Origin of the sequence: Luteimonas colneyensis (assembly GCF_014836665.1) — a bacterium.
Lineage (GTDB): Bacteria > Pseudomonadota > Gammaproteobacteria > Xanthomonadales > Xanthomonadaceae > Luteimonas > Luteimonas colneyensis.
Window position 1 is genome coordinate 236,948 of record NZ_JACSQJ010000003.1, and the last position, 22,656, is coordinate 259,603.

The 22,656-nt window shown below is 70.8% G+C and carries 19 protein-coding genes; 1 reads left to right on the forward strand and 18 read right to left on the reverse strand.

The features are described 5' to 3' along the window. Window positions 1–95 precede the first annotated feature (95 nt). The 4 genes from H9645_RS08015 to H9645_RS08030 all read right to left on the reverse strand — a co-directional run bounded on the left by H9645_RS08015 (window position 96) and on the right by H9645_RS08030 (window position 6,080). Entirely contained in the window at window positions 96–908 is an 813-nt protein-coding gene (locus H9645_RS08015) for a hypothetical protein (protein WP_191729174.1), read from the reverse strand. Window positions 909–1,013: 105 nt separating this feature from the next. Continuing rightward, the gene (gene mutT / locus H9645_RS08020; protein WP_318240509.1) at window positions 1,014–2,057 is read right to left on the reverse strand and encodes an 8-oxo-dGTP diphosphatase MutT; all 1,044 of its coding nucleotides are present in this window, start codon (window positions 2,055–2,057) and stop codon (window positions 1,014–1,016) included. Window positions 2,058–2,174: 117 nt separating this feature from the next. After that, window positions 2,175–4,910, reverse strand: a complete 2,736-nt coding sequence (gene secA / locus H9645_RS08025) for a preprotein translocase subunit SecA (RefSeq protein ID WP_191729175.1) — start codon at window positions 4,908–4,910, stop codon at window positions 2,175–2,177. A 258-nt stretch (window positions 4,911–5,168) separates the two neighbouring features. Then, a complete protein-coding gene (locus tag H9645_RS08030) occupies window positions 5,169–6,080 on the reverse strand; it encodes a M23 family metallopeptidase (protein ID WP_191729176.1) in 912 nt (303 codons plus the stop codon). Between the two features lie 27 nt (window positions 6,081–6,107). Between H9645_RS08030 and H9645_RS08035 the strand changes: the two genes are divergently transcribed. Beyond that, entirely contained in the window at window positions 6,108–6,533 is a 426-nt protein-coding gene (locus H9645_RS08035; protein ID WP_318240510.1) for a DciA family protein, read from the forward strand. A gap of 343 nt (window positions 6,534–6,876) precedes the next feature. Here the strand turns inward: H9645_RS08035 and lpxC are convergent, their stop codons facing one another. The 14 genes from lpxC to H9645_RS08105 form a co-directional block, all read right to left on the reverse strand. Next, window positions 6,877–7,788, reverse strand: coding sequence for a UDP-3-O-acyl-N-acetylglucosamine deacetylase (gene lpxC, locus H9645_RS08040; protein ID WP_191729178.1), 912 nt, complete (start codon window positions 7,786–7,788; stop codon window positions 6,877–6,879). 319 nt (window positions 7,789–8,107) lie between these two features. After that, window positions 8,108–9,349 (reverse strand): cell division protein FtsZ, encoded by a 1,242-nt coding sequence (gene ftsZ / locus H9645_RS08045; protein WP_191729179.1) that lies wholly within the window; start codon window positions 9,347–9,349, stop codon window positions 8,108–8,110. Between the two features lie 126 nt (window positions 9,350–9,475). Then, complete coding sequence (ftsA, locus tag H9645_RS08050; protein ID WP_189498659.1) at window positions 9,476–10,711, reverse strand: cell division protein FtsA; 1,236 nt, start codon at window positions 10,709–10,711, stop codon at window positions 9,476–9,478. Continuing rightward, window positions 10,708–11,415: a cell division protein FtsQ/DivIB gene (locus H9645_RS08055; protein ID WP_191729180.1), complete on the reverse strand. Its 708-nt coding sequence runs from the start codon at window positions 11,413–11,415 to the stop codon at window positions 10,708–10,710. Before H9645_RS08055 ends, ftsA begins: the two co-directional genes overlap by 4 nt. Further along, the gene (locus H9645_RS08060) at window positions 11,412–12,350 is read right to left on the reverse strand and encodes a D-alanine--D-alanine ligase (protein WP_189498655.1); all 939 of its coding nucleotides are present in this window, start codon (window positions 12,348–12,350) and stop codon (window positions 11,412–11,414) included. The genes H9645_RS08055 and H9645_RS08060 overlap by 4 nt, the downstream gene beginning before the upstream one ends. Further along, the gene (gene murC, locus H9645_RS08065; protein WP_191729181.1) at window positions 12,347–13,801 is read right to left on the reverse strand and encodes a UDP-N-acetylmuramate--L-alanine ligase; all 1,455 of its coding nucleotides are present in this window, start codon (window positions 13,799–13,801) and stop codon (window positions 12,347–12,349) included. Before murC ends, H9645_RS08060 begins: the two co-directional genes overlap by 4 nt. Next, window positions 13,798–15,108: a putative lipid II flippase FtsW gene (gene ftsW / locus H9645_RS08070; protein ID WP_191729182.1), complete on the reverse strand. Its 1,311-nt coding sequence runs from the start codon at window positions 15,106–15,108 to the stop codon at window positions 13,798–13,800. Before ftsW ends, murC begins: the two co-directional genes overlap by 4 nt. After that, on the reverse strand, window positions 15,108–16,193 hold the full coding sequence (gene mraY, locus H9645_RS08075) for a phospho-N-acetylmuramoyl-pentapeptide-transferase (protein WP_191729183.1): 1,086 nt from the start codon (window positions 16,191–16,193) through the stop codon (window positions 15,108–15,110). Before mraY ends, ftsW begins: the two co-directional genes overlap by 1 nt. Continuing rightward, window positions 16,183–17,592: a UDP-N-acetylmuramoyl-tripeptide--D-alanyl-D-alanine ligase gene (locus H9645_RS08080; RefSeq protein WP_191729184.1), complete on the reverse strand. Its 1,410-nt coding sequence runs from the start codon at window positions 17,590–17,592 to the stop codon at window positions 16,183–16,185. The genes mraY and H9645_RS08080 overlap by 11 nt, the downstream gene beginning before the upstream one ends. Then, complete coding sequence (locus tag H9645_RS08085; RefSeq protein ID WP_191729185.1) at window positions 17,589–19,064, reverse strand: UDP-N-acetylmuramoyl-L-alanyl-D-glutamate--2,6-diaminopimelate ligase; 1,476 nt, start codon at window positions 19,062–19,064, stop codon at window positions 17,589–17,591. Before H9645_RS08085 ends, H9645_RS08080 begins: the two co-directional genes overlap by 4 nt. Beyond that, window positions 19,061–20,875: a peptidoglycan D,D-transpeptidase FtsI family protein gene (locus H9645_RS08090; RefSeq protein WP_191729186.1), complete on the reverse strand. Its 1,815-nt coding sequence runs from the start codon at window positions 20,873–20,875 to the stop codon at window positions 19,061–19,063. The genes H9645_RS08085 and H9645_RS08090 overlap by 4 nt, the downstream gene beginning before the upstream one ends. Continuing rightward, window positions 20,872–21,135, reverse strand: a complete 264-nt coding sequence (gene ftsL, locus H9645_RS08095) for a cell division protein FtsL (protein WP_191729187.1) — start codon at window positions 21,133–21,135, stop codon at window positions 20,872–20,874. The genes H9645_RS08090 and ftsL overlap by 4 nt, the downstream gene beginning before the upstream one ends. Then, window positions 21,132–22,088, reverse strand: coding sequence for a 16S rRNA (cytosine(1402)-N(4))-methyltransferase RsmH (gene rsmH / locus H9645_RS08100; RefSeq protein WP_318240511.1), 957 nt, complete (start codon window positions 22,086–22,088; stop codon window positions 21,132–21,134). The genes ftsL and rsmH overlap by 4 nt, the downstream gene beginning before the upstream one ends. After that, window positions 22,085–22,531, reverse strand: a complete 447-nt coding sequence (locus H9645_RS08105) for a division/cell wall cluster transcriptional repressor MraZ (protein ID WP_191729188.1) — start codon at window positions 22,529–22,531, stop codon at window positions 22,085–22,087. Before H9645_RS08105 ends, rsmH begins: the two co-directional genes overlap by 4 nt. Window positions 22,532–22,656 lie beyond the last annotated feature (125 nt).

Below are 22,656 nucleotides of genomic sequence, written 5' to 3' on the forward strand. Positions count from 1 at the left end.
TTATGGGGCTTGGGCGACGCTATTCGGCTCCGGCAGGTCCGTCAAGCCCGGGATTCGCCCGCCCGCACCAGCAGTTCGATGTCGGCTGACGGCGATCACCGCCCTGCCTGATCCGGCGGCGGCGTGCCAACGGGCATGCGCGCCCCCCCCATGGCCTGCACGAACCGGTTCATCTCCTCGCGCGCCTGCCTGGGCATGACCTGGCTTGAGCCGGGAGCCAGCGGCACGATGAGCGAGACCTCGAGCAGGTAGCGGTCATCGACGGCGAACTGGCTGATGCCCATGGTGGTCAGGATGTCTGGCTGGGCGTTGAAGCGGGATATCGGGAAGCACGGCGACGCGGCGCGGCCGAAAACGAGCATCTCCAGCCCCGCGACCGGGTACTCCGGGAGATGCACGAAGGTGACGGGCAGTCCCGCTACGGATCGTGCGCTATCGAGTTGCAGGGTCATCATGCTGACAAGCGTGTCGATGGGGCGGCCTGTCTGCAGTCGTTCGGGCAATTCGGTCAACACCACGGCCGCGATCGGCGGAGCGTCGAGGTCGCGCGCGAACAGGATGGAGTGATCGGTGAAGCCGCGCGAGCGGTCGCCCTCGACGATCGTCACGACAGGTTTCCCGCCTCCGGGCAGCTCGGGCACCGCGAAGCTGTATCCCGTCCCCGGCAAGGTCACCCGCCCGGAGGCCAGCATGGCGGCTTCCGCAGGATGGCGAACCTGCTGGACCATGGCGTCACGGGCACAGTCCCGGGTCCCGATCCAGATGCTCTGCGCGCCGGCTCCGGACGCGCCGTCGGGCGTCGCGGCGCCGGTGGGTCCAGCGAACAGAGCCAGGACTGCCGTGAAGGCGAGTGCGGCTGGCAGGCAGGAGTGCACGCGATGTGCGCGACCTGCATTCGCGTCTTCCATGACAATCTCCATTGCGGGTGGAGGTCGAGCATGCCGCACCCAGCAGCGGACGCGCCGTCGGGGAATCCTGATTCGGGCGCCGGTCTGCGACGCGGCCGTGGGCCCCTATGCAGCCCAGCCACTCCACAATGCGCGTATCCCGGCAATGCCCTGCGCGCCCTGGCGTCTGGCGTCGCCCCTGTCGTCGGGCTTCAACCCTCCGATCGCGTACACGGGCAAGCTCACCGACTCCCGCAACGCTGCAAATGCCTCCCAGCCGATGCCCGGTTGGCCGGGATGCGTCGCCGTCGGCTTCACAGCGCCCAGCACGGCGAAATCGCAGCCCAGCCGGGCCGCATGCGCGAGATCCCCGGCCGTATGGCACGACGCCGCCAGCAGCGCGCCTTCGGCCAGCACGGGACGTTCGGCGAGCGTGGCGAGCTGCGACGAGCGCAGGTGCACGCCGACGCCCAGTTCGCAGGCCAGGGCCATGTCAGCGTTGAGCAGCAGCTCCGCGCCGCTGCGGCGGCAGCGTGCGGCGGCGGCGATCGCGAGTTCGCGGAACAGTCCCGGGGCGGCGCCGGGCAGGCGGAGCTGGAGGCGGGAGATGCCGGTAGCCAGCGTTGCATCCAGCCCGGCGAGCCAGGCCGTCGCGGCGGCGTCCGGGTCCGCAGTTGCAGGCGCGGCTGGAGACACGATTGCTTCACCGCAGGCGTGGTCGCGGCTGTGACCGCTCCTGCAGGAAGGGAGATCGGCGAGGCCCGGAGTGATGGCGTAGCGGTCGGGCTGAAGCAACGCGGCCACCACGGGGATGTCGGCCGGCGGCATGGCGTAGCTCGACAGCTTGTGCGGCGGTACCCAGGCCAGGGCCTGGCCTTCGCGGCCGCGGGGGACGCCGGTCCAGCGGGTGACGTGGCGCACGTCCAGGCGCAGGCGCTTGTCCGGATAGCGCTGCGGCACGGTGATCAGGTGCGCGCCCACGCGGGCGTCGATGCCGAGCTCCTCGTGCAGCTCGCGCGCCAAGGCGGCTTCGGGGGTTTCACCGGGCTCGCGCTTGCCACCCGGGAATTCCCACAGGCCGGCGAGGTCCCGGCCTTCGGTGCGCCGCGCCAGCAGGATCCGCCCGCGGGCGTCGGTGATGACGGCGGCGACGACATCGACGACCTTCACCGCGCCGCTCCTCCAACGCGGCTGTTGTAGGAGCAGCTATAGCTGCGACTGCCAGTCGTCGCGGCAACGTGGGTCGCAGCTGTAGCTGCTCCTACAGGAGAAACGGTGCTGGATGGGTCAGCCGAGCTGCCCATGGCAATGCTTGTACTTCTTCCCGCTGCCGCAGGGGCAGGGATCGTTGCGGCCGACCTTGGGCATGCCGTCGTCGCCGGAGGCGTCGCCGTACTGGTAGTCGGGCGTGGCGGCTTCCTCGTCGGCGCTGTAGCCGCCGCTGTCGGCGTGCTGGAACTGCATGCGACGGGCCTGGGCCTCTGCCTGGGCACGCTCCTGCGCTTCCAGCGCGGCGACTTCCTCCTCGGTGCGCACGCGCACGCGGGCGAGCATCGTCACCACTTCGCGCTTGACCTTGTCGAGCATCTCGGAGAACAGCTCGAAGGCTTCCTTCTTGTATTCCTGCTTCGGCTGCTTCTGGGCATAGCCGCGCAGGTGGATGCCCTGGCGCAGGTAGTCCATGCGCGCGAGGTGCTGCTTCCAGTTGTCGTCGAGCACGCTGAGCATGATGTGCTTCTCGAGCATGCGCATGGTCTCGGCGCCGATCGAGGCCTCCTTCGCGGCCACGCTCTCCTCCACCACCTGCTGCACGTGCGCGAGGATGCCGTCGGCGTCGATCTCGGCCTGCGCGGCGACCCAGCCCGCCAGGTCCACCTGCATGCCCAGCTCGGACTCGAGCGTCGCTTGCAGGCCGGCGATGTCCCACTGGTCGTCGACCGAATCCGGCGGCACGAAGCGCTCGACCAGGTCGCCGACCACGTCGGTGCGGATGCCGGCGATGTTGTCGCGGATGTCATCGGCCTCGAGCAGCTCGTTGCGCTGGCCGTAGATCACCTTGCGCTGGTCGTTGTTGACGTCGTCGAAGTCGAGCAGGTTCTTGCGGATGTCGAAGTTGTGGGCCTCGACCTTGCGCTGGGCGTTGGCGATCTGCTTGCTGACGAGAGGCGACTCGATGATGTCGTCTTCCTTCAGGCCCATGCGCGCCATGACCTTCTGCACCCAGTCGGCGGCGAAGATGCGCATCAGGTTGTCTTCGAGCGACAGGTAGAAGCGGCTCGAACCCGGGTCGCCCTGGCGGCCGGAGCGGCCGCGCAGCTGGTTGTCGATGCGGCGCGACTCGTGGCGCTCGGTGCCGACGATGTGCAGGCCGCCGGCGGCCTTGACCAGGTCGTGGCGCTCCTGCCAGGCGGCCTTCAGGCGCGCGCGGGTGGCGTCGTCGACCTCGCCCTGCTCGGCCTCGAGCGCCGCAATCTCGGCTTCCAGCGAGCCGCCGAGCACGATGTCGGTGCCGCGGCCGGCCATGTTGGTGGCGATTGTGACCGCGCCCGGACGGCCGGCCTGGGCGACGATGGTCGCCTCGCGCTCGTGCTGCTTGGCGTTGAGCACCTCGTGGTGGATGCCGGCCTCGGTCAGCTGCTGGCCGAGCATCTCGGACACTTCGATCGAGGTCGTGCCGACCAGCACCGGCTGGTTGCGCGCGTGCGCTTCCTTCAACTCGTTGACCACCGCGCGGTACTTGCCGGCGCGGTTGAGGAACACGGCGTCGGGATGGTCGACGCGGATCATCGGGCGGTGGGTCGGGATCACCACCACTTCGAGGTTGTAGATGCTGTTGAACTCGAAGGCTTCCGTGTCCGCGGTGCCGGTCATGCCCGAAAGCTTGCCGTACATGCGGAACAGGTTCTGGAAGGTGATGCTGGCCAGCGTCTGGTTCTCGCGCTGCACCGGCACGCCTTCCTTGGCCTCGACCGCCTGGTGCAGGCCGTCGGACCAGCGGCGGCCCTGCAGGGTGCGGCCGGTGAACTCGTCGACGATGATCACTTCGCCGTCGCGCACGATGTAGTCGACGTCGCGCTGGTAGATCGCGTGCGCGCGCATCGCGGCGTTGAGGTGGTGCACGACGTGGATGTTGTGCGGGTCGTACAGGCCGTCGTCCTCGCCGAGGATGCCGGCGCGGCGCAGCAGGTTTTCGGCCAGCTCCTGGCCGGCCTCGGACAGGTGCACCTGCTTGCCCTTCTCGTCCACCCAGTAGTCGCCTTCGGACTGCTCGTCGGCCTGGCGGGTGAACTCGGGAACGATGCGGTTGACCTTGATGTAGAGGTCGGGCGTTTCGTCGGCGGGGCCGGAGATGATCAGCGGCGTGCGCGCCTCGTCGATCAGGATCGAGTCGACCTCGTCGATGATCGCGTAGTGCAGGCCGCGCTGGTAGCGCTGCTCCTTCGACAGCGCCATGTTGTCGCGCAGGTAGTCGAAGCCGAATTCGTTGTTGGTGCCGTAGGTGATGTCGGCGCCGTAGGCGGCGTGCTTGTCGCCGTGCGGCATGCCCGGGTAGACCACGCCCACGCTCAGGCCGAGCCAGTTGTAGAGCTTGCCCATCTGCGCGGCGTCGCGGCGCGCCAGGTAGTCGTTCACCGTGACCACGTGCACGCCCTTTCCTTCAAGGGCGTTGAGGTACACCGCCAGCGTCGCGACCAGGGTCTTGCCCTCGCCGGTGCGCATCTCGGCGATCTTGCCGGTGTGCAGCACCATGCCGCCGACCAGCTGCACGTCGTAGTGGCGCATGCCCAGCACGCGGACCGAGGCCTCGCGGCAGACGGCGAAGGCTTCCGGCAGGATCTTGTCGAGCGCTTCGCCGCTGGCGATGCGCTGCTTGAACGCGGCGGTCTTGCCCTGCAGCTCGGCGTCGGAGAGCGCCTGCATCTCCGGCTCGAGCGCGTTGATCTTCGCGACGACCTTGTTGAACTGACCGACGATGCGTTCGTTGCGGCTGCCGAAGACGCTGGTGAGCAGGCGATTGAGCATTGGGTGACCGGTTGGAGGAGTGGATGGCCCCGGGCAATGGCTTGCCCGGAAACGGGAAAAGGGCGCATGGCGCCCTTTCCTGCTGGCCGCGGCATTGTAGCGTGGGGGTCCCGGGACCGCCTATCAAGCCCTTCGCGACCGCGACCCGACGCTTCGACCCTCCTGTAGGAGCAGCTATAGCTGCGACCACATCATCCGGAGGGCGTGGAGGCCGGGGTCGCAGCTATAGCTGCTCCTACAGGGTGGGACCGGTCCGGGTCAGTGCTGCTCGCCGAGGAACTTGCGCGGGTTCATCACCCGCCCGTTCTCCCAGACCTCGAAGTGGACGTGCGCGCCGGTGCTGCGGCCGGTGCTGCCGGCCTTGGCGATCTCGCCGCCCACGCGCACCAGGTCGCCCACCTGCACGGTGTTGCGCGAGTTGTGCGCGTAGCGGGTGACGTAGCCGTTGCCGTGGTCGATCTCGACCACGTTGCCGTAGCCCGAGCGCACGCCGGAAAAGCTGACCACGCCGTCGGCCACCGCCAGCACCGGGTCGCCGGTGCGGGCGTCGAAGTCGATGCCCTTGTGCCAGGCGGCGCCGCCACCGAAGGGATCGGCGCGGCGGCCGAAGCCGGAGGTGACGTAGCTCGACGCCACCGGCGAGCGCGACGGCACCGCGTTGCGATCGAGCTCACGGTTGAACAGCAGCGCCTCCAGCACCGACAACTGGCCGCCGGCGGCCGCGAAGTCGGCGTCGATGCCGGTGATGCCCTCGCGCAGCTCGCCGGCGGGCATGTCGCGCACGGGGCCGAGGCCGCCGACGCCGACCGGACTGTTGAAGTCGAACTCGCCGTCGCCAAGCTGGGCCACGCGGGTCAGGCGGTCGCCCAGGGCATTGAGGCGGGTGGCCTCGGCCTGCAGTTCGCCCAGGCGCGCGGCCAGGGCGTTGACCTCGCGCTGGGCGGCCCGGCGGGTGTCCTCGAGCTGGGCGTCCTGGCTGGCCAGTTCGGCGCGCAGCGCGTTGACCTCGCCCGCCTGGATGGCGGCCCCGAGGGTGGCCCCGACGATGAGCGTCGCCGCGGCCACTGCCAGCGGCTGCCTGCCGACGAGGGCGCCGATGCGCCTGCCGCCGCGGCGGACGTAGTGCAGGATCCAGGCCTGCGAATGAAGAAGCGTACGTTGTAAAGTCATATCACCATGTCTGCCGGCAGAGCCTGAGTGGCTTCCCCCAAAGGTCCGCGCGTCGCACTCGACGCGCTGGCGGCCGATCCAAACGGCCACTCCCCGATCAGGCGCGCCATGTGGCTCGACGCGCTCGACCGCGCCCTGCGTCCATCCCTTCCGGTTTCACTCGCCGCGCACGCGCGACTTGCGAATGTGGATGGCGCGAGGCTCGTGTACCTGGTGGATTCGCCACTGTGGAACGCCAGCCTCAGGCTTGCCGCTCCAGCGCTCCTGGACGCCGCCCGTTCGAAGGGGCTGGATGTCCGGGAGCTCAGGGTCAGGACGACCACCCAGCCGCTGTTCCCGCCTGCGCGGGTCGAAACGGCCATACGTCCGCTGTCGGCGTCCGCACCGGAGGGGCTGCGGGATGCCTTGGCGTCCCTGCGCATCCCGGGGGATGACGGCAGCGACGGGTCCTGAATTCGACGACCCGCTTCCGGGCCGACGGGGCATCCTAACGGCCATGGCCGCCCGAAACGTTAACCGCGACGGTCGTTTTGGCAGGTTTTTCGTTAATTTTTCATTAAAACGTGCGCTTCACGGCAAGAACGCGTGAAGGCGGGACAGGCGCTGGACAGGTCCGTGAGGGCGGCTGACCGGCCTGGCGGGGGACGCTGCGCGCCCCCGCTTTACCTGTAGGAGCGGCTATAGCCGCGACCGGATGTCCCGCCATACCGGAACCATCCGCTGCACCGGAATCATCGGTGCGCCGGAGCGATGGTCGCGGCTATAGCCGCTCCTACAGGGAGACGGTGGACGCGGGTCAGGCGGCGGGCTGGAGGGCGCCGTAGGTGACCGGACTGGACGTGGTCCCGGGGAAGGTGACCTCCTCCCAGGCGCCCTCCTCGGCCAGCAGCGCGCGCACCAGCTTGTTGTTGAGCGCGTGGCCGGACTTGTAGCCCTCGAAGGCCCCGATGATCGGGCGACCGGCGAGGTAGAGGTCGCCCACCGCGTCGAGGATCTTGTGGCGGACGAACTCGTCGGCGTAGCGCAGGCCGTCCTCGTTCAGCACCCGGAAGTCGTCGAGCACGATGGCGTTGTCCATCGAGCCGCCAAGGCCCAGGTTGCGGTCGCGCATGTACTCCAGGTCGCGCATGAAGCCGAAGGTGCGGGCTCGGCTGACCTCGCGGATGTAGTTCTCGGTGGAGAACTCGACTTCCGCGCGCGAGCGCGTGGTCGGGATCGCGGGGTGGTTGAAGTCGATGGTGAAGCCCAGCCGGAAGCCGTCGAAGGGCTCGAAGCGGGCGATCTTGTCGCCGTCGCGCACCTCGACCGGACGGGTCACGCGGATGAAGCGCTTGGGCGCGTCCTGCTCGACGATGCCGGCCGACTGCAGCAGGAACACGAACGGGCCCGAAGAGCCGTCCATGATCGGCACCTCGGGCGCCGACAGCTCCACCATGATGTTGTCGATGCCCAGGCCGGCCAGCGCCGACATCAGGTGTTCGACGGTCTGCACGTTGGCGCCGTCCGTGGACAGGCCGGTGCACAGGGTGGTTTCGGTGACCAGGGTGGCCTCGGCCGGGATCTCGACCGGCGGCTCGACGTCGATGCGGCGGAACACGATGCCCGTGTCCGGCGGTGCCGGGCGCAGGGTCATGTAGACCTTTTCGCCGCTGTGCAGCCCCACGCCGGTGGCACGGGTGACGTTCCTGATGGTGCGCTGCTGGGCCATTCGCGGGGGCTCTGGGTCCGTTACGGCCGCATGCGGCGACCATAGATGAAAGCGGTTCGCAATTTAGCACGCGGCACGCTTGACCTGAACGGCGTCGGCGGGGCCTGCCGGACCGTCCGCGGGGACGCTGTGTCCCGGCGGCCCGCGGTGGCTATCGCAGCGATCTGCGCGTCCGATGCCGCCGTGCATCCTGCAGGAGCGGCAACGGCCGCGATGGCCACGCGAGGACGGCCGGCCGTGCGCACCCGTGGCCGCTCCTGCGACGCAGGAGCGACCGGGGCACGGGACACACGGGGCCCGCTGGCGGGGCCCCTTCGGCTCAGTCGGCCTGGCGGCGCAGGAAGGCCGGGATGTCCAGGTAGCCGGAGTCGTTGCCGCCGAAGTCGGCGACCGCCGGGGTGGCCGGTGCCGCGGGCTCGGCGGAGGCGCGGCGCAGGCCGAAGCCGCCGGTCGCGGCCACCGGCTGCACCTCGTCCTCGATCAGCATGCCGGTGGTGCCGTCGCGGCGGCCGCCGGTGTTGATCAGCTGCACGTGCGGACGGCGCTGCGGCTCCTGGTAGCTGGACTCGCCGCGGCCGTGGCCGGTGCTGCGGCCGCGGTTGGCGTTGAGGCCCGTGGCCACGACGGTGACGCGCACGTCGTCCTGCATGTCCGGGTCGAGCACGGTGCCGATGACGATGGTCGCGTCCTCGCTGGCGAAGTTCTCCACCGTGCGGCCGACCTCGTCGAACTCGCTCATGGTGAAGTCGGGGCCGGCGGTGATGTTGACCAGGATGCCGTTGGCGCCGGCCAGGTTGACGTCGTCGAGCAGCGGGTTCTGGATCGCGGACTCGGCGGCGGCCTGCGCGCGGTCGTCGCCGCGGGCGGTGCCGGTGCCCATCATCGCCAGGCCCATCTCGCCCATCACGGTGCGCACGTCGGCGAAGTCGACGTTGATCAGGCCCGGGCGGACGATCAGGTCGGCGATGCCCTGCACGGCGCCCAGCAGCACGTCGTTGGCGGCGCGGAAGGCCTGGACCATGGTGGCGTTGCGGCCGAGCACGGTGATCAGCTTCTCGTTCGGGATGGTGATCAGCGAGTCGCAGCTGGCGGCCAGCTCCTCGATGCCCTTGAGCGCGACCTGCATGCGGCGACGGCCTTCGAACGGGAACGGCTTGGTGACCACGGCCACGGTCAGGATGCCCATCTCCTTGGCGAGCTGCGCCACCACCGGCGCGGCGCCGGTGCCGGTGCCGCCGCCCATGCCGGCGGTGATGAACACCATGTCCGCGCCCTGCAGCGCCTCCATGATCTGGTCGCGGTCCTCGAGCGCGGCCTGGCGGCCGACCTCGGGGTTCGCGCCCGCGCCCAGGCCCTTGGTGACGCTGGTGCCGAGCTGCAGCTGCAGCTTGGAGCCGCAGTTCTTGATCGCCTGCGCGTCGGTGTTGGCGGTGATGAACTCCACGCCGTCCACGCTGCTGTTGACCATGTGGTTGACGGCGTTGCCACCGCCGCCGCCCACGCCGATGACCTTGATGACGGCGTTGGGGGCCATCTTTTCAACCAGTTCGAAGTGCGCCATGTCCGTAGTCCTCTCTGATGTCGTTATGTGGTGCTGGTTCTTGTTGTTATGTGTGTCGCGCGGTACTGCTGGTCTGCCGCTTCCGTTTTCGTCGTCGTCGCTGATGTCGTGGCTGCCGGTCCATGGTCAGAACTCCCCCTGGAACCAGGTCTTGAGCTTCTTGAGCACGCTGCCCGCGCGCCCGGTGGGCAGCACGGGGCGGCGCGGATGTTCGATCTGGCTGCCCATCAGCAGCAGGCCGACGCCGGTGGCGTGCACCGGGTTGTTGACCACTTCGCCCAGGCCCGTGACGTGCTGCGGAATGCCCACGCGCACCGGCATCTGCAGCATCTCCTCGGCCAGTTCGACCACGCCTTCCATCTTCGCGGCGCCACCGGTGAGCACCATGCCGGCGCGCACGTGCTGTTCGAAGCCCGAGCGGCGCAGTTCGGCCTGCACCATCTCGAAGATCTCCTCGTAGCGGGCCTGCACGGCCTGGGCCAGCGACTGCCGCGGCAGGCGGCGCGGCGGGCGGTCGCCGACCGACGGCACCTGGATCGACTCCTCGCTGGTGGCCAGCTGCGCCAGCGCGCAGGCGTAGCGGACCTTGATCTGCTCGGCTTCGGGCGTGGGCGTGCGCAGCATGTGCGCGATGTCCTCGGTGACCTTGTCGCCGGCGATGGGCAGCGACGAGGTGTGGCAGATCGCGCCCTGCACGAAGACGGCCAGGTCGGTGGTGCCGGCGCCGATGTCGACCATCACCACGCCCAGCTCGCGCTCGTCGCTGGTCAGCACCGCGGTGCTGGAGGCCAGCGACGACAGCACGAGGTCGTCGATCTGCAGGTCGCAGCGCTGCACGCACTTGGAGATGTTGGCGGCGGCCGACTGCGCGCAGACCACCAGGTGCGCGTGCACTTCCAGGCGCACGCCGGTCATGCCGACCGGGTTGCGGATGCCTTCCTGCGAATCGTCCAGCACGTACTCGCGCGGGATCGCGTGCAGGATCTTCTGATCGGCCGGGATCGCGACCGCCTTGGCGGCGTCGAGCACACGGTCGAGGTCGGACCAGGTGACTTCGCCATCGCGGATCGGGACGATGCCGGGCGAGTTCTTGCACTGCACGTGGCTGCCCGAGATCGAGGCATAGACCGAGCGGATGTCGCAGCCGGCCATGAGCTCGGCTTCCTCGATGGCGCGCTGGATCGACTGCACCGTGGATTCGATGTCCACGACCACGCCGCGCTTGAGCCCGCGCGATTCGTGGCTGCCGATGCCGATCACCTCGATCGGGTTGCCCGGCGAATACTCGCCCACCAGGGCCACCACCTTGGAGGTGCCGATATCGAGGCCGACGATCAGGGCCTTGTCGCCTTTGCGGTTCATGCGTTGCTTTCCTCGGCCCAGGTCAGGGCGAAGCCATTCGTGTATCGGAGGTCGGCGCGCGACAGCGGCAGCTGCTTTTGCTGCAGCAACTGCGGCAGCAGCCGCGCGAAGCGCGCCATGCGGATGCGGGCCTGGTGGCTGCCGATGACCACTTCGGTGCCATTGGAGAGGACCATCGCCCAGCTGCCGCGGTTGTCGAGCAGCAGCGCGCGCACGCCGTAGCCGGCCGGGGCGAACAGGCCGCTGGCCTCTTGGTAGAGCTCGACTACGTCCTCGACGCGGCCGTCGGGACCGTGCAGCAGCGGCAGCCCCTGGGGCACGTCGACGTCGGCGGCCGGGAACACGCGACCCTGCTGCGACAGCAGGCGCTCGTCGCCCCAGCGCGCATACGGACGGTGCTCGCTGACGCGCACTTCGAGCACGTCCGGCCAGCGCTTGGAGACCTCGGCCTGCTCGACCCAGGGCAGGCGCGCGACGGCCGCGCGGGCCTCGTCCAGGCGCACGGCGAAGAAGCCCTGCCGCGCGTAGGGCAGCACCGCCTCGCGCACCACGTCCGGGTCGACCTGCTGCAGGTTGTCGTTGATGCGCAGCGTGCGCAGCGGCCAGCGCTCGGCGCCGATCCAGCCCTGGACCACGGCGACGACCGGCAACGCGACGAGCGCCACCGCCAGCGTCCAGGCAAGGATCCGCGCCAGCGCGTTCACAGCGTCTGCTCCAGCACGCGCCAGCACAGCCCGGCGTAGTCGCATCCCAGCTGCGCGGCGGCCTTGGGCACCAGCGAGTGGCTGGTCATGCCCGGCGCGGTGTTCACCTCGATCAGCTGCAGGCCGCGCTCGCGGTCGCGCATCACGTCCACCCGGCCCCAGCCGCTGCAGGCGGCGGCGCGGAAGGCGCGCAGGGCCAGGTCGCGGATCGCCGCCTCGTCCTCACCGTCCAGGCCCGGGCACAGGTACTGCGTGTCCTCGGCGACGTACTTGGCGTGGTAGTCGTACCACTCGCCCGCGGGCACGATGCGGATCGACGGCAGCGCGATGTCGCCGAGGATGCCGACGGTCAGTTCGTCGCCGCGCACCATCTGCTCCATGAGCAGCTCGCCGTCGTAGCGCGAGGCGAACTCGATGGCCGGCGCGAGGTCGGCCTCCGACAGCACGCGGAACACGCCGACGCTGGAGCCTTCGGACGACGGCTTCACGAACACCGGGTAGCCCAGGCGCGCGGCCGCGGCACGGAGGTCGGCGCCCTTCGCCAGGCGCTCGTAGCGCGGCGTGGGCAGGCCTTCGGACAGCCACACCTGCTTGGTGCGGATCTTGTCCATGGTCAGCGCGCTGCCGAGCACGCCCGAGCCGGTGTACGGCACGCCCAGCGCGTCGAGCAGGCCCTGCACGGTGCCGTTCTCGCCGGCGCCGCCGTGGAGGATGTTGAAGACGCGGTCGAAGCGCCCGGCCTGCAGCGCGGCCAGCAGCGCCGGCACGCCGTCGACGGGCTGTGCGTCGACGCCGCGCGAGCGCAGCGCCTCGAGCACGCCCGCGCCGGAGTCCAGCGACACCTCGCGCTCGCTGGTGTCGCCGCCCAGCAGCACGGCCACGCGGCCGAAGGCGGCGGGGTCGGTCACGCGCGGCGGTGGAAGCGACATGCTCATGCGCCCTCTCCTGCGGCCGGGAAGCCTTCGGTGGCCAGGCTCTGCGAGACCTGGCCGATGTCGCCGGCGCCCATCACCAGCAGCAGGTCGCCGTCCTCGAGGATGTCGGGCAGGACCTCGCGCAGGTCGCCGGGGCCATTCACCACCACGGGGTCGATGCGGCCGCGGGCGCGGATCGCACGCGCCAGCGCGCGCGCGTCGGCGTTGGGCAGCGGCTGCTCGCCCGCCGGATAGACCTCGGTCAGCACCAGCGCGTCGACGTCGGACAGCACGCCGGCGAAGTCGTCGAGCAGGTCGCGGGTGCGGCTGTAGCGGTGCGGCTGGAAGGCGACGACCAGGCGCTTGTCGGGCCAGCCGCCGCGCGCGGCGGCGAACACCGCGGCGAGTTCGCGCGGGTGGTGGCCGTAGTCGTCGACCAGCTGCACCGTCGCGCCGCGCGCGGTCGTGAGTTCGGCGAGGCGGTTGAAGCGGCGGCCGACGCCCTCGAACTTCGCCAGCGCGGCGCGGATGGCGGCGGGCTTGACGCCCAGTTCCCAGGCCACGGCGGCGGCGGCGAGCGCGTTCTGCACGTTGTGGCGGCCCGGCATCGCCAGCTCCATCGGCGTGGCGGAGGCGTCGGGAAGCACGAGGTCGAAGTGCATGGTCGGGCCGTCCTGGCGCACGTTCTGGGCGCGCACGTCGGCGTCGGCATGGAAGCCATAGGTCATGACGTGGCGCGACACCGCACCGGCCAGCGCCGCGACCTCGGGATCGTCGATGCACAGCACCGCCAGGCCGTAGAACGGCAGCCGGTGCAGGAACTCGGAGAACGCCTGCTGCACGCGCGCGAAGTCGCCGCCGTAGTTCTCCAGGTGGTCGACGTCGATGTTGGTGACGATGGCCACCAGCGGGTTCAGGCGCAGGAAGCTGCCGTCGCTTTCGTCGGCCTCGGCCACCAGCCAGTCGCCACCACCCAGGCGCGCGTTGGCGCCGGCGGCCAGCAGCTTGCCGCCGATGACGAAGGTGGGATCCAGTCCGCCTTCGGCGAGCACGCTCGCCAGCAGTGACGTCGTGGTGGTCTTGCCATGCGTGCCGGCCACGGCCACGCCGCGGCGGAAGCGCATCAGCTCGGCCAGCATCTCCGCGCGGGGCACCACCGGGATGCGCTGCGCACGCGCCTCCATCAGTTCGGGGTTGTCGGGCCGGATCGCGCTCGACACCACCACGCAGTCGGTGCCGAGCACGTTCGCGGCGGCGTGGCCGCGGTGCACGGTGGCGCCGAGGCCGGCCAGGCGGCGCGTGACCGCGCTGTCGGCCATGTCCGAGCCCGAGACCTGGTAGCCCAGCGTGCACAGCACTTCGGCGATGCCGCTCATGCCGGTGCCGCCGATGCCGATGAAGTGGACGCGCGAGTGCCGCCGCGCGAAGTCGGCCATCGGCACGCCGTGGGTGTCGTGGAGGCGACGGATCATGCCTGTGCTCCGGGGCTGAGCCTGGGTTCGATGCGCTGGCGCAGGCGGCTGGTGCCGCGCGCGGCCAGCGACGGCACGGGCTGGGCGGTGGCCGGCATCGGGGCCGGGGATGCGGCGGGCGCGGCCGCTTCGCCGCGCAGGCGGGCGACCTGGCGCTGAGTCCGATCGAGTTCGTAGGACACGCGCAGCAGCAGGCCGACCGCGGCGCAGGTCATCATCACGCTGGATCCGCCCGACGAGACCAACGGCAGGGTCAGGCCCTTGGTCGGCAGCAGCCCGAGGTTCACGCCGATCGACACCAGCGTCTGCAGGCTCATCCACAGCGCGATGCCGAAGGCGATATAGCCGGCGAAATGGCGGCGGTTCTCGACGCAGCGCAGGCCGACCAGGAAGGCGCGGCCGACCAGCAGCGCGTACAGGCCGATCACCAGGCACACGCCGACGAAGCCGAGCTCCTCGGCGATCACCGCCAGGATGAAGTCGGTATGCGCTTCGGGCAGGTAGTTGAGCTTCTGGATCGAGGCGCCCAGGCCCACGCCCCAGAACTCGCCGCGGCCCACCGCCATCAGCGCGTTGGCCAGCTGGTAGCCGCTGTTGAACGGATCGGCGAAGGGATCCATGAACGAGGTCAGGCGGCGCATGCGGTAGGGCTCGGCGATCGCCACGGCCGCCAGCACCGGCAGCAGCAGCAGCACCGGCGCGGCCATGCGCGGCAGGTGCACGCCACCCAGCACCAGCATGCCGGCGGTGATCGCCAGGATCAGCGCCAGCGAGCCGAAGTCCGGCTGCAAGGCCAGCATCGCCATCAGCACGATGGCCACGCCGATCGGCTTGAGCATCGCGCCCCAGGTGGCGTTGACCTCGTCGCGGAAGCGGACCAGGTAGCTGGCGAGCCAGACGATGTACATCACCTTGACCGCCTCGACCGCCTGGAACTTCGACACGCCCAGGTTCACCCAGCGCTGCGCGCCGTTGACGCTCGAGCCCAGGCCCGGGATGAACACCGCCAGCAGGGCGAGGAAGCAGGCCAGCAGCAGCAGCCGGTCGTAGCGCTCGACGGTCTTGAGCTCCAGGCGCATGGCCATGAACGCAAGCACGCCGCCGAGGCCCATGAACACCACGTGCCGGACCAGGAAGTAGTGCTGGCCCACGCCCAGTTCCTCGCCGATGGCGATCGAACTGGAGCCGACCATGACGATGCCGAGCGCGGCCAGCGCCAGCGCGGCGCCGAGCATCCACGGGTCGTAGCGCCCGCCGATGGACTCGAGGCGGACCGCCTGCGTGCTGCGCTCGTGGGTCCTGTCCATCAGCGCACCTTCAGCGTGGCCAGGCCGACCAGAACGAGGATCACCGAGATGATCCAGAAGCGCACGATCACGCGCGGCTCCGGCCAGCCCTTGAGCTCGAAGTGGTGGTGGATGGGCGCCATGCGGAACACGCGCTTGCCGGTGAGCTTGAAGCTGGCGACCTGGATCATCACCGAGAGCGTCTCGATGACGAAGATGCCGCCCATCACCACCAGCACCAGCTCCTGGCGCACGATGACCGCGATGGTGCCGAGCACGGCGCCCAGCGCCAGCGCGCCGATGTCGCCCATGAACACCATCGCCGGATAGGTGTTGAACCACAGGAAGCCGAGGCCCGCACCCGCGATCGCCGCGCAGATGATCACCAGCTCGCCGGCGCCGGGCACGCGCGGGATCTGCAGGTACTCGGCGAACTGGGCGTGGCCCGAGGCGTAGGCGAACACACCCAGCGCGCAGGCCACCAGCACCGTCGGCATGATCGCCAGCCCGTCCAGGCCGTCGGTCAGGTTGACCGCGTTGGAGAAGCCGACGATCCAGAAATACGCGATCGCCACGAACGAGACGCCGGCCAGCGGCAGCGCTACCGCCTTGAAGAACGGGATGTAGAACGTGGTCGCCACCGGCGTGTCGGCGGTGAACCAAAGGAACAGGCCCGCGGCCAGGCCGATCACCGACTGCAGCGCGTACTTGGTGCGCGAGCGCATGCCGTTGGGATCGCGCTTGACGATCTTGATCCAGTCGTCCCACCAGCCGATGGCGCCGAAGCCGGCCATCACCAGCAGCACCAGCCACACGTGCTTGCTGCGCAGGTCGCCCCACAGCAGCACCGAGGCCAGCACCGTGATCAGGATCAGGCCGCCGCCCATCGTCGGCGTGCCGGCCTTGGAGAAGTGCGTCTGCGGGCCGTCCTGGCGGATCGGCTGGCCGCCCTTGTACTGCGCGAGCTTGCGGATCACCGCCGGGCCCCACCACAGCGACAGCGCCAGCGAGGTCAGGGCCGCGAGGATGCCGCGGAAGGTCAGGTAGCCGAACAGGCCGAACAGGCCCTCGAGCTGCTGCAGCCAGCGGGTGAGTTCAAGCAGCATCGGTGTCGACTCCTTCAAGCAGCGCGTGGACCACGCGATCCATCGCGCTGCCGCGCGAACCCTTCACCAGCACCGTGGGCACCGGAGCACCCGCCTCCGTGGCCGGACGACCTGCAGGAGAGATGGACGCCAGGGCGTCCGCGACGGCGGTGGCCAGTCCGGCGTGGGAGGCGAACACTTCGCCACCTTCGCCGAACGCCTCGGCCGCCTTCGCCGCCAGCGTGCCCAGCGCGAACAGCCGAGCAACGCCGGCCTCGCGCGCGCGGCGGCCGGCGGCCGCGTGCAGCGCTTCCGCGTCGTCGCCCAGCTCGCGCATGTCGCCCAGCACCAGCCAGCCGCCGCCGCTGGCCGCGGCCAGCGTGTCGATGGCCGCGGCCAGCGAACCCGGATTGGCGTTGTAGCTGTCGTCCACCAGCCACGCACCCGGCAGGCGCCGGCGCACCAGGCGTCCCTGCACCGGGCGCGCGAGGGTCAGGCCCTCGGCGATCGCGGCCAGCGGCGCGTCGCAGGCCAGCGCGAGCGCCGCCGCCGCCATGGCGTTGGCGACGTTGTGCCGGCCCGGCAGCGCCAGCGACACGGCGGCCTCGCCGGCCGGCGTCTCCAGCACGAAGTCGCTGCCGTCCTCGCGCAGCGCGAGGTCGCGCACGCGCACGTCGGCGCGCGGCCCGAAGCCGAAGCGGAGGATCCGGCGGCCGTGCGCGCGCTCGGCGAAGAACGAGGCGAACGCGTCGTCGGCATTGACCACCGCGGTGCCGTCGGCCGGCAGCGCGTCGTAGATCGCGCCCTTGACGTCGGCGACGTTGGCGATCGTGCCCATGCGCTCGAGATGCGCCGGCGCGATGTTGTTCACCAGCGCCACGCGCGGCGACGCGATGGCCGCGAGGTAGGCGATGTCGCCCGGCTTGCCGGCGCCCATCTCGTAAACCGCGAAGCGCGCGGCGTCGTCGGCATCGATGATTGCCAGCGGCAGGCCGATCTCGTTGTTGCGGTTGCCGGGGCTGGCGACCACGGAGGCGAAGCGGCCGAGGATCGAGAGCGTGAGCTCCTTGACGCTGGTCTTGCCGTTGCTGCCGGTGATCGCGACCACCGTCTGGCCGACGCGCGCGGCCTGCAGGGTCCGCGCCAGCGACCCCAGCGCCTCGACCGTATCGCCGACCACGACCTGGGGCAGCGGCGCGTCCACCTGGCGCGACACCAGCGCCGCGGCTGCGCCGCTGGCCGCGGCCGCGGCGACGTGCGCATGGCCGTCGAAGTTCTCGCCGGCGATCGCCACGAACAGCGGCGCGCCCACCGGGGCCAGCGTGCGGCTGTCACTCACGACCGCGTCGACCACGACGTCGTCGCCGTGCAGGCGGCCGTTGCAGGCCTGTGCGATCCGCGAGAGCGCGATCGGCTTCATGCCCGGCCTCCGAGGGCGCGCTGCGCCACGTCGCGGTCGTCGAAGGGATGGCGCACGCCGTCGATCTCCTGGTAGGGCTCGTGGCCCTTGCCGGCGACCAGCACGATGTCGCCGGGGCCGGCGGCGCCGATGGCGCGCGTGATGGCCGCGGCGCGATCGCGCTCGACCGTGACCCGGGACGCATCGCTGAAGCCCGCCATGATGTCGGCGACGATGGTGTTGCCGTCCTCGGCGCGCGGGTTGTCGTCGGTCACCACCACGGCGTCGGCGCCCTGCTCGGCCGCGGCGGCCATCTCGGGGCGCTTGCCGCGGTCGCGCTCGCCGCCGCAGCCGAACACGCAGGTGATGCGGCCGGCCGCGTGCGCGCGCACGCTCGCCAGCGCCTGCACCAGGGCGTCAGGGGTGTGCGCGTAGTCGACCACCACCAGCGGCAGGCCATCGTGGCCGCCGAGGCGGTTCATGCGGCCGGCGATCGGCTCCAGCCTGGCCAGCGCGCGCGCGATGCCGGCGGCATCGACGCCCTGCGCGTGCAGCACGCCGGCCACCGCCAGCAGGTTCTCGACGTTGAAGCGGCCCAGCAGCGGCGAGCGCACGGGCAGCGTGTCCGCGCCCACGCGCAGGTCGAAGGCGATGCCGGCCGCGTCGAGCATGACGCCGGACGCGGCGACCTCGGCGTCGGCGTCGCCGCGCGCGCTGGTGCCGATGCGGCGCAGCCCGGCCGGCAGGCGCGCGAACAGCGCACGGCCGAAGCCGTCGTCGATGTTGACCACCGCGGCCTCGAGGCCCGGCATCGCGAACAGGCGTTCCTTCGCGGCGCCGTAGGTGGCCATGTCGCCGTGGTAGTCGAGGTGGTCGCGGGTGAGGTTGGTGAACACGCCGACCTGGAAGTGCACCGCGTCCACGCGGCCCTGGTCGAGCGCGTGCGAGCTGGTCTCCATCGCCACCGCCTGTGCGCCGGCGTCGCGCAGCTGCGCGAGCAGCTCGTGCACCTGCAGCACCAGCGGCGTGGTGAAGCCGGTCGGACGCACCTCGCCGTGCAGGCCCGCGCCCAGCGTGCCGATCGTCGCGGCCCGGCGGCCGAGCAGCTCCCAGGCCTGCGCCAGCAGCTGCACGGTCGAGGTCTTGCCGTTGGTGCCGGTCACCGCGACCGTCGCCATCGCCGCGGAAGGCCTGCCGTGGAAGGCGTCGGCCATCGCGCCCATGCGCGCGCGCAGCCCGGGCACGGCGATCGCGCCGGCGGGCGGCGCGGGCACGTCGGCCGGGACCGGGGGTTCGTACATCACCGCCGCGGCGCCGTCGGCCAGCGCCTTCGCCGCGAAGTGGAGCCCGTGCGTCCCGAAGCCACCGATGGCGACGAAGCCGTCGCCCACGCGCACCTGGCGGCTGTCGAGCACCAGGCCCGACACCTCGAGCGCGTCCGGCACGCCGGCGACGTCGGGCAGCAGTTCGCGCAGGCGCATGCGGCGGCTCACGGTCGGCCTCCGGTCGTCGCGGCGGTCGACGCCGTGCTCGCGGCGGCCTGGCGCGGCGCAGTGCGCGCGCGCTCCTTTTCCTGCTGCTTCGCCTGCTCGGCCAGCCAGGTCTCGATGTCGTCCGGCGGCACGTCCATCAGGCGCAGCGCGCCGTCCATGGTCTTCTGGAACACCGGGCCGGCCACGGCGCCGCCGTAGATGCCCTTGGCGGGGTCCGGATCGTCGATCACCACCACCATCGAGAACCGCGGGTGCTCCACCGGCACCACGCCGGCGAAGAAGGAGACGTAGCGGCGCGAATAGCCGCCGCCAGACGCCTTGCGCGCGGTGCCGGTCTTGCCGGCCACGTGGTAGCCCGGGATCGCGGCCTGGATCGCGGTGCCGCCGGGCTCGGTGACCGTCTGCATCATCTTCAGCACGGTGTCGGCCACGCCGGCGTCCATCACCTGCTCGGGCTCTTCGTGCTGGCCCTTGACCAGGGTCGGGCGCACCGCGCGGCCGTGGTTGGCCAGCGTGGCGTAGGCGCGCGCGATCTGCAGCGGCGTGGCCGACAGGCCATAGCCGTAGCTCATGGTCTGCTTGGTGGTGCCGCTCCAGCTGCCAGCCGGAGGCAGCAGGCCCGAGGCCTCGCCCGGGAAGCCGCTGCCGGTGCTGCGGCCGAAGCCCAGGCTGGCGACGAAGTCGTGGAAATAGGCGTTGTCGAGCTTCTCGACGATGCGCGAGGTGCCGATGTTCGAGCTCTTGGTGATCACGCCCGTGGTGTCGAGGACGCCGAGGTTGCGGTGGTCGGTGGTGCGGTAGCGGCCGTTGGGAATCCAGCCCGGGTTGGTGTCGAAGATCGTGTGCGGCGTGATCACGCCCGCCGACAGGCCCGCGGCCACGGTGATCGGCTTGATCGTCGAACCCGGTTCGATCAGGTCGGTGACCGCGCGGTTGCGGCGCGCGTCGCGGTGTTCGCCGGTCACCGCGTTCGGGTTGTACGTCGGCAGGTTGGCCATGGCGAGGATCTCGCCGGTGGCGATGTCCATCACCACGACCGAGCCGGCGCTGGCGCCGGTGCGCTCGAGCGTGGCGCGCAGCTCGCGGTGCGCGAGGTACTGCACGCGGCGGTCGATGCTGAGCGTCAGGTCCTTGCCCGGCTGCGCCGCACGCACCAGGTCGACGTTCTCGACGATGCGGCCGCGGCGGTCGCGGATCACCTTCTGCGCGCCCGGGGTACCGCGCAGCCATTCGTCGAACGCCAGCTCCACGCCCTCCTGGCCGGCGTCGTCGATGTTGGTGAAGCCCAGCACGTGCGCCAGCGCCTCGCCCTGCGGATAGAAGCGGCGGAACTCGCGCTGAGAGAACACGCCGGGCACCTTGTGCGACAGGATCGCCTCGGCCTCGCTGGGATTGATGCGGCGCTTGAGGTAGACGAACTCCTTGTCGGCGCGCTGCGCCAGGCGGCGCTCGAGATGGTCGAGCGGCACGCCGAGGGCTTCGGCCAGCTGCGGCAGGCGGTCGGGGTGCTTGAGCAGTTCCTGCGGATTCCCCCAGACGCTGTCCACCGGCGACGACACCGCCAGTGGCTCGCCGTTGCGGTCGGTGATCATGCCGCGCGAGGTCGGGATCGGGATCTCGCGCAGGAAGCGCGAGTCGGCCTTCTGCTGGTAGTAGGCGTTGTCGACCAGCTGCAGGTCGACCGCGCGCGCCACCAGCACCACGCCGCAGGCGCCGAGCACGCCAACGATCAGCTTCAGCCGCCCGCGCAGGTCGAACTGCGCGCGGCCACGGGGCCTGACGGTGCCGTTGCGGTCGCGACGGAACTTCATGGCTGCACCACCACGATCTCGCCGGCCTCGGGGAACTTCATGCCCAGCCGGGCGCGCGCGACCTGGTCGACGCGGTGGGCCTCGGCCCAGGTGGCCTGCTCCAGCTGCAGGCGGCCGAAGTCGATGTTGAGCTCGTCGCGCTCGTCCACCAGCCGGGTCAGCTCGACGAACAGCTGGCGGTGCTGGTGGCGCGCCTGCACCACGCCGATGCCGGAGATGACGTTGGCGGCCAGCAGCAGGAGGGCGAGGAAGCGGGTCATGCCGCGGCCTCCAGCTTCTCGGCCACGCGCAGCACGGCGCTGCGCGCGCGCGGATTGCCGGCGACCTCGGCGGCTTCGGCGCGGATCGCGCCTCCGATCTCGCGCAGGCTCGGCACGAAGGGCGCGGCTTCGGGCAGGCGGCGGTTGCCCGCCGGCGGCTTCGCGTGCGCGGCGATGAAGCGCTTGGCGATGCGGTCTTCCAGCGAGTGGAAGCTGATCACCGCCAGCCGGCCACCGGGACGCAGCGCGTCGTGCGCGGCCGCGAGCCCGGTCTCCAGGTCCGCCAGCTCCTGGTTGACGTGGATGCGGATGGCCTGGAACGAGCGCGTAGCGGGATGGATCTCGTGGCGGCCGGGCTTGGGCCGCGGCATCACCGAGGCGATCAGCTCGGCGAGCTGGCCGGTGCGCAGCAGCGGCGTGGCGGCGCGGCGCTCGACGATGGCGCGCGCGATGCGGCGGCTCATGCGCTCCTCGCCGTAGGTCCAGAGCACGTCGGCGATCTCGTCGGCCGAGGCGCGCGCCAGCCACTCGGCCGCGCTCTCGCCGGAGTCGGGATCCATGCGCATGTCGAGCGGGCCGTCACGACCGAAGCTGAAGCCGCGCTCGGCGACGTCGAGCTGGGGCGAGGACACGCCGAGGTCGAACAGCACGCCGTCGAGGCCCGTTGCGGCCGCCTCCCAATGGCCCAGGGCGGCGAAGCTGCCGCGGAAGATCGAGACGCGCGGATCCGTGCCGAACTCGCGTTCGGCGACCGCGATGGCATCGGGATCCTTGTCCATCACCAGCAGCCGGCCTCCACTCCCCAGCGCCTGCAGCACGCCGCGCGCATGGCCGCCACGGCCGAAGGTGCCATCCAGGTACGTCCCGTCCTCACGCACGCGCAGCCCTTCCATGACCTGCTTGAACAAGACCGGAAGGTGCGCGGAGCGGACATCCGCGGCACCCCCCGTCACAGCTGCAGCCCGACCAGGTCGTCGCCGAGATCGTCGTCGCCCAGCGGCGTCTCGATCTGCGCGCGATGTGCCTGCTCGCTCCAGAGTTCGAACCTGTCGCCCATGCCCAGCAGCACGGCCTTCTTCTCGATGCCAAGCGCGTTGCGCATGCTGGCCGGGATCGGGATGCGGCCGTTGCCGTCGGGTTCGACGACCGATGCGGCGCCCACCAGCTTCAGCTGCATGGCGCGGTTGGTGGCCTTCAGGCGGGACAGCTTGTTGACGCTGTCGCGCACGCCTTCCCAGGTCGCATGCGGGTAGATCCAGAGTGCGCCGCGCTCGAACGGGTTGTAGGTGATGACCAGGCGGTTGCCGAAATCGGACGCGACGATCTCCCGGTAGCCGGTCGGAATCGCCAGCCGTCCCTTGTCGTCGATCGTGATGGCGGTCTCGCCCTGCAACACGTTTGCCTGCCCACTCCATGCCCGTCTGCGGCGGGCTTCATGCGCTGGAAAACCACGATATTCCCGGTCTTCCCACACGGCACCACCTTAGGAGTGCCCCCCAGCCTTGTCAACAGGTCCTGTGG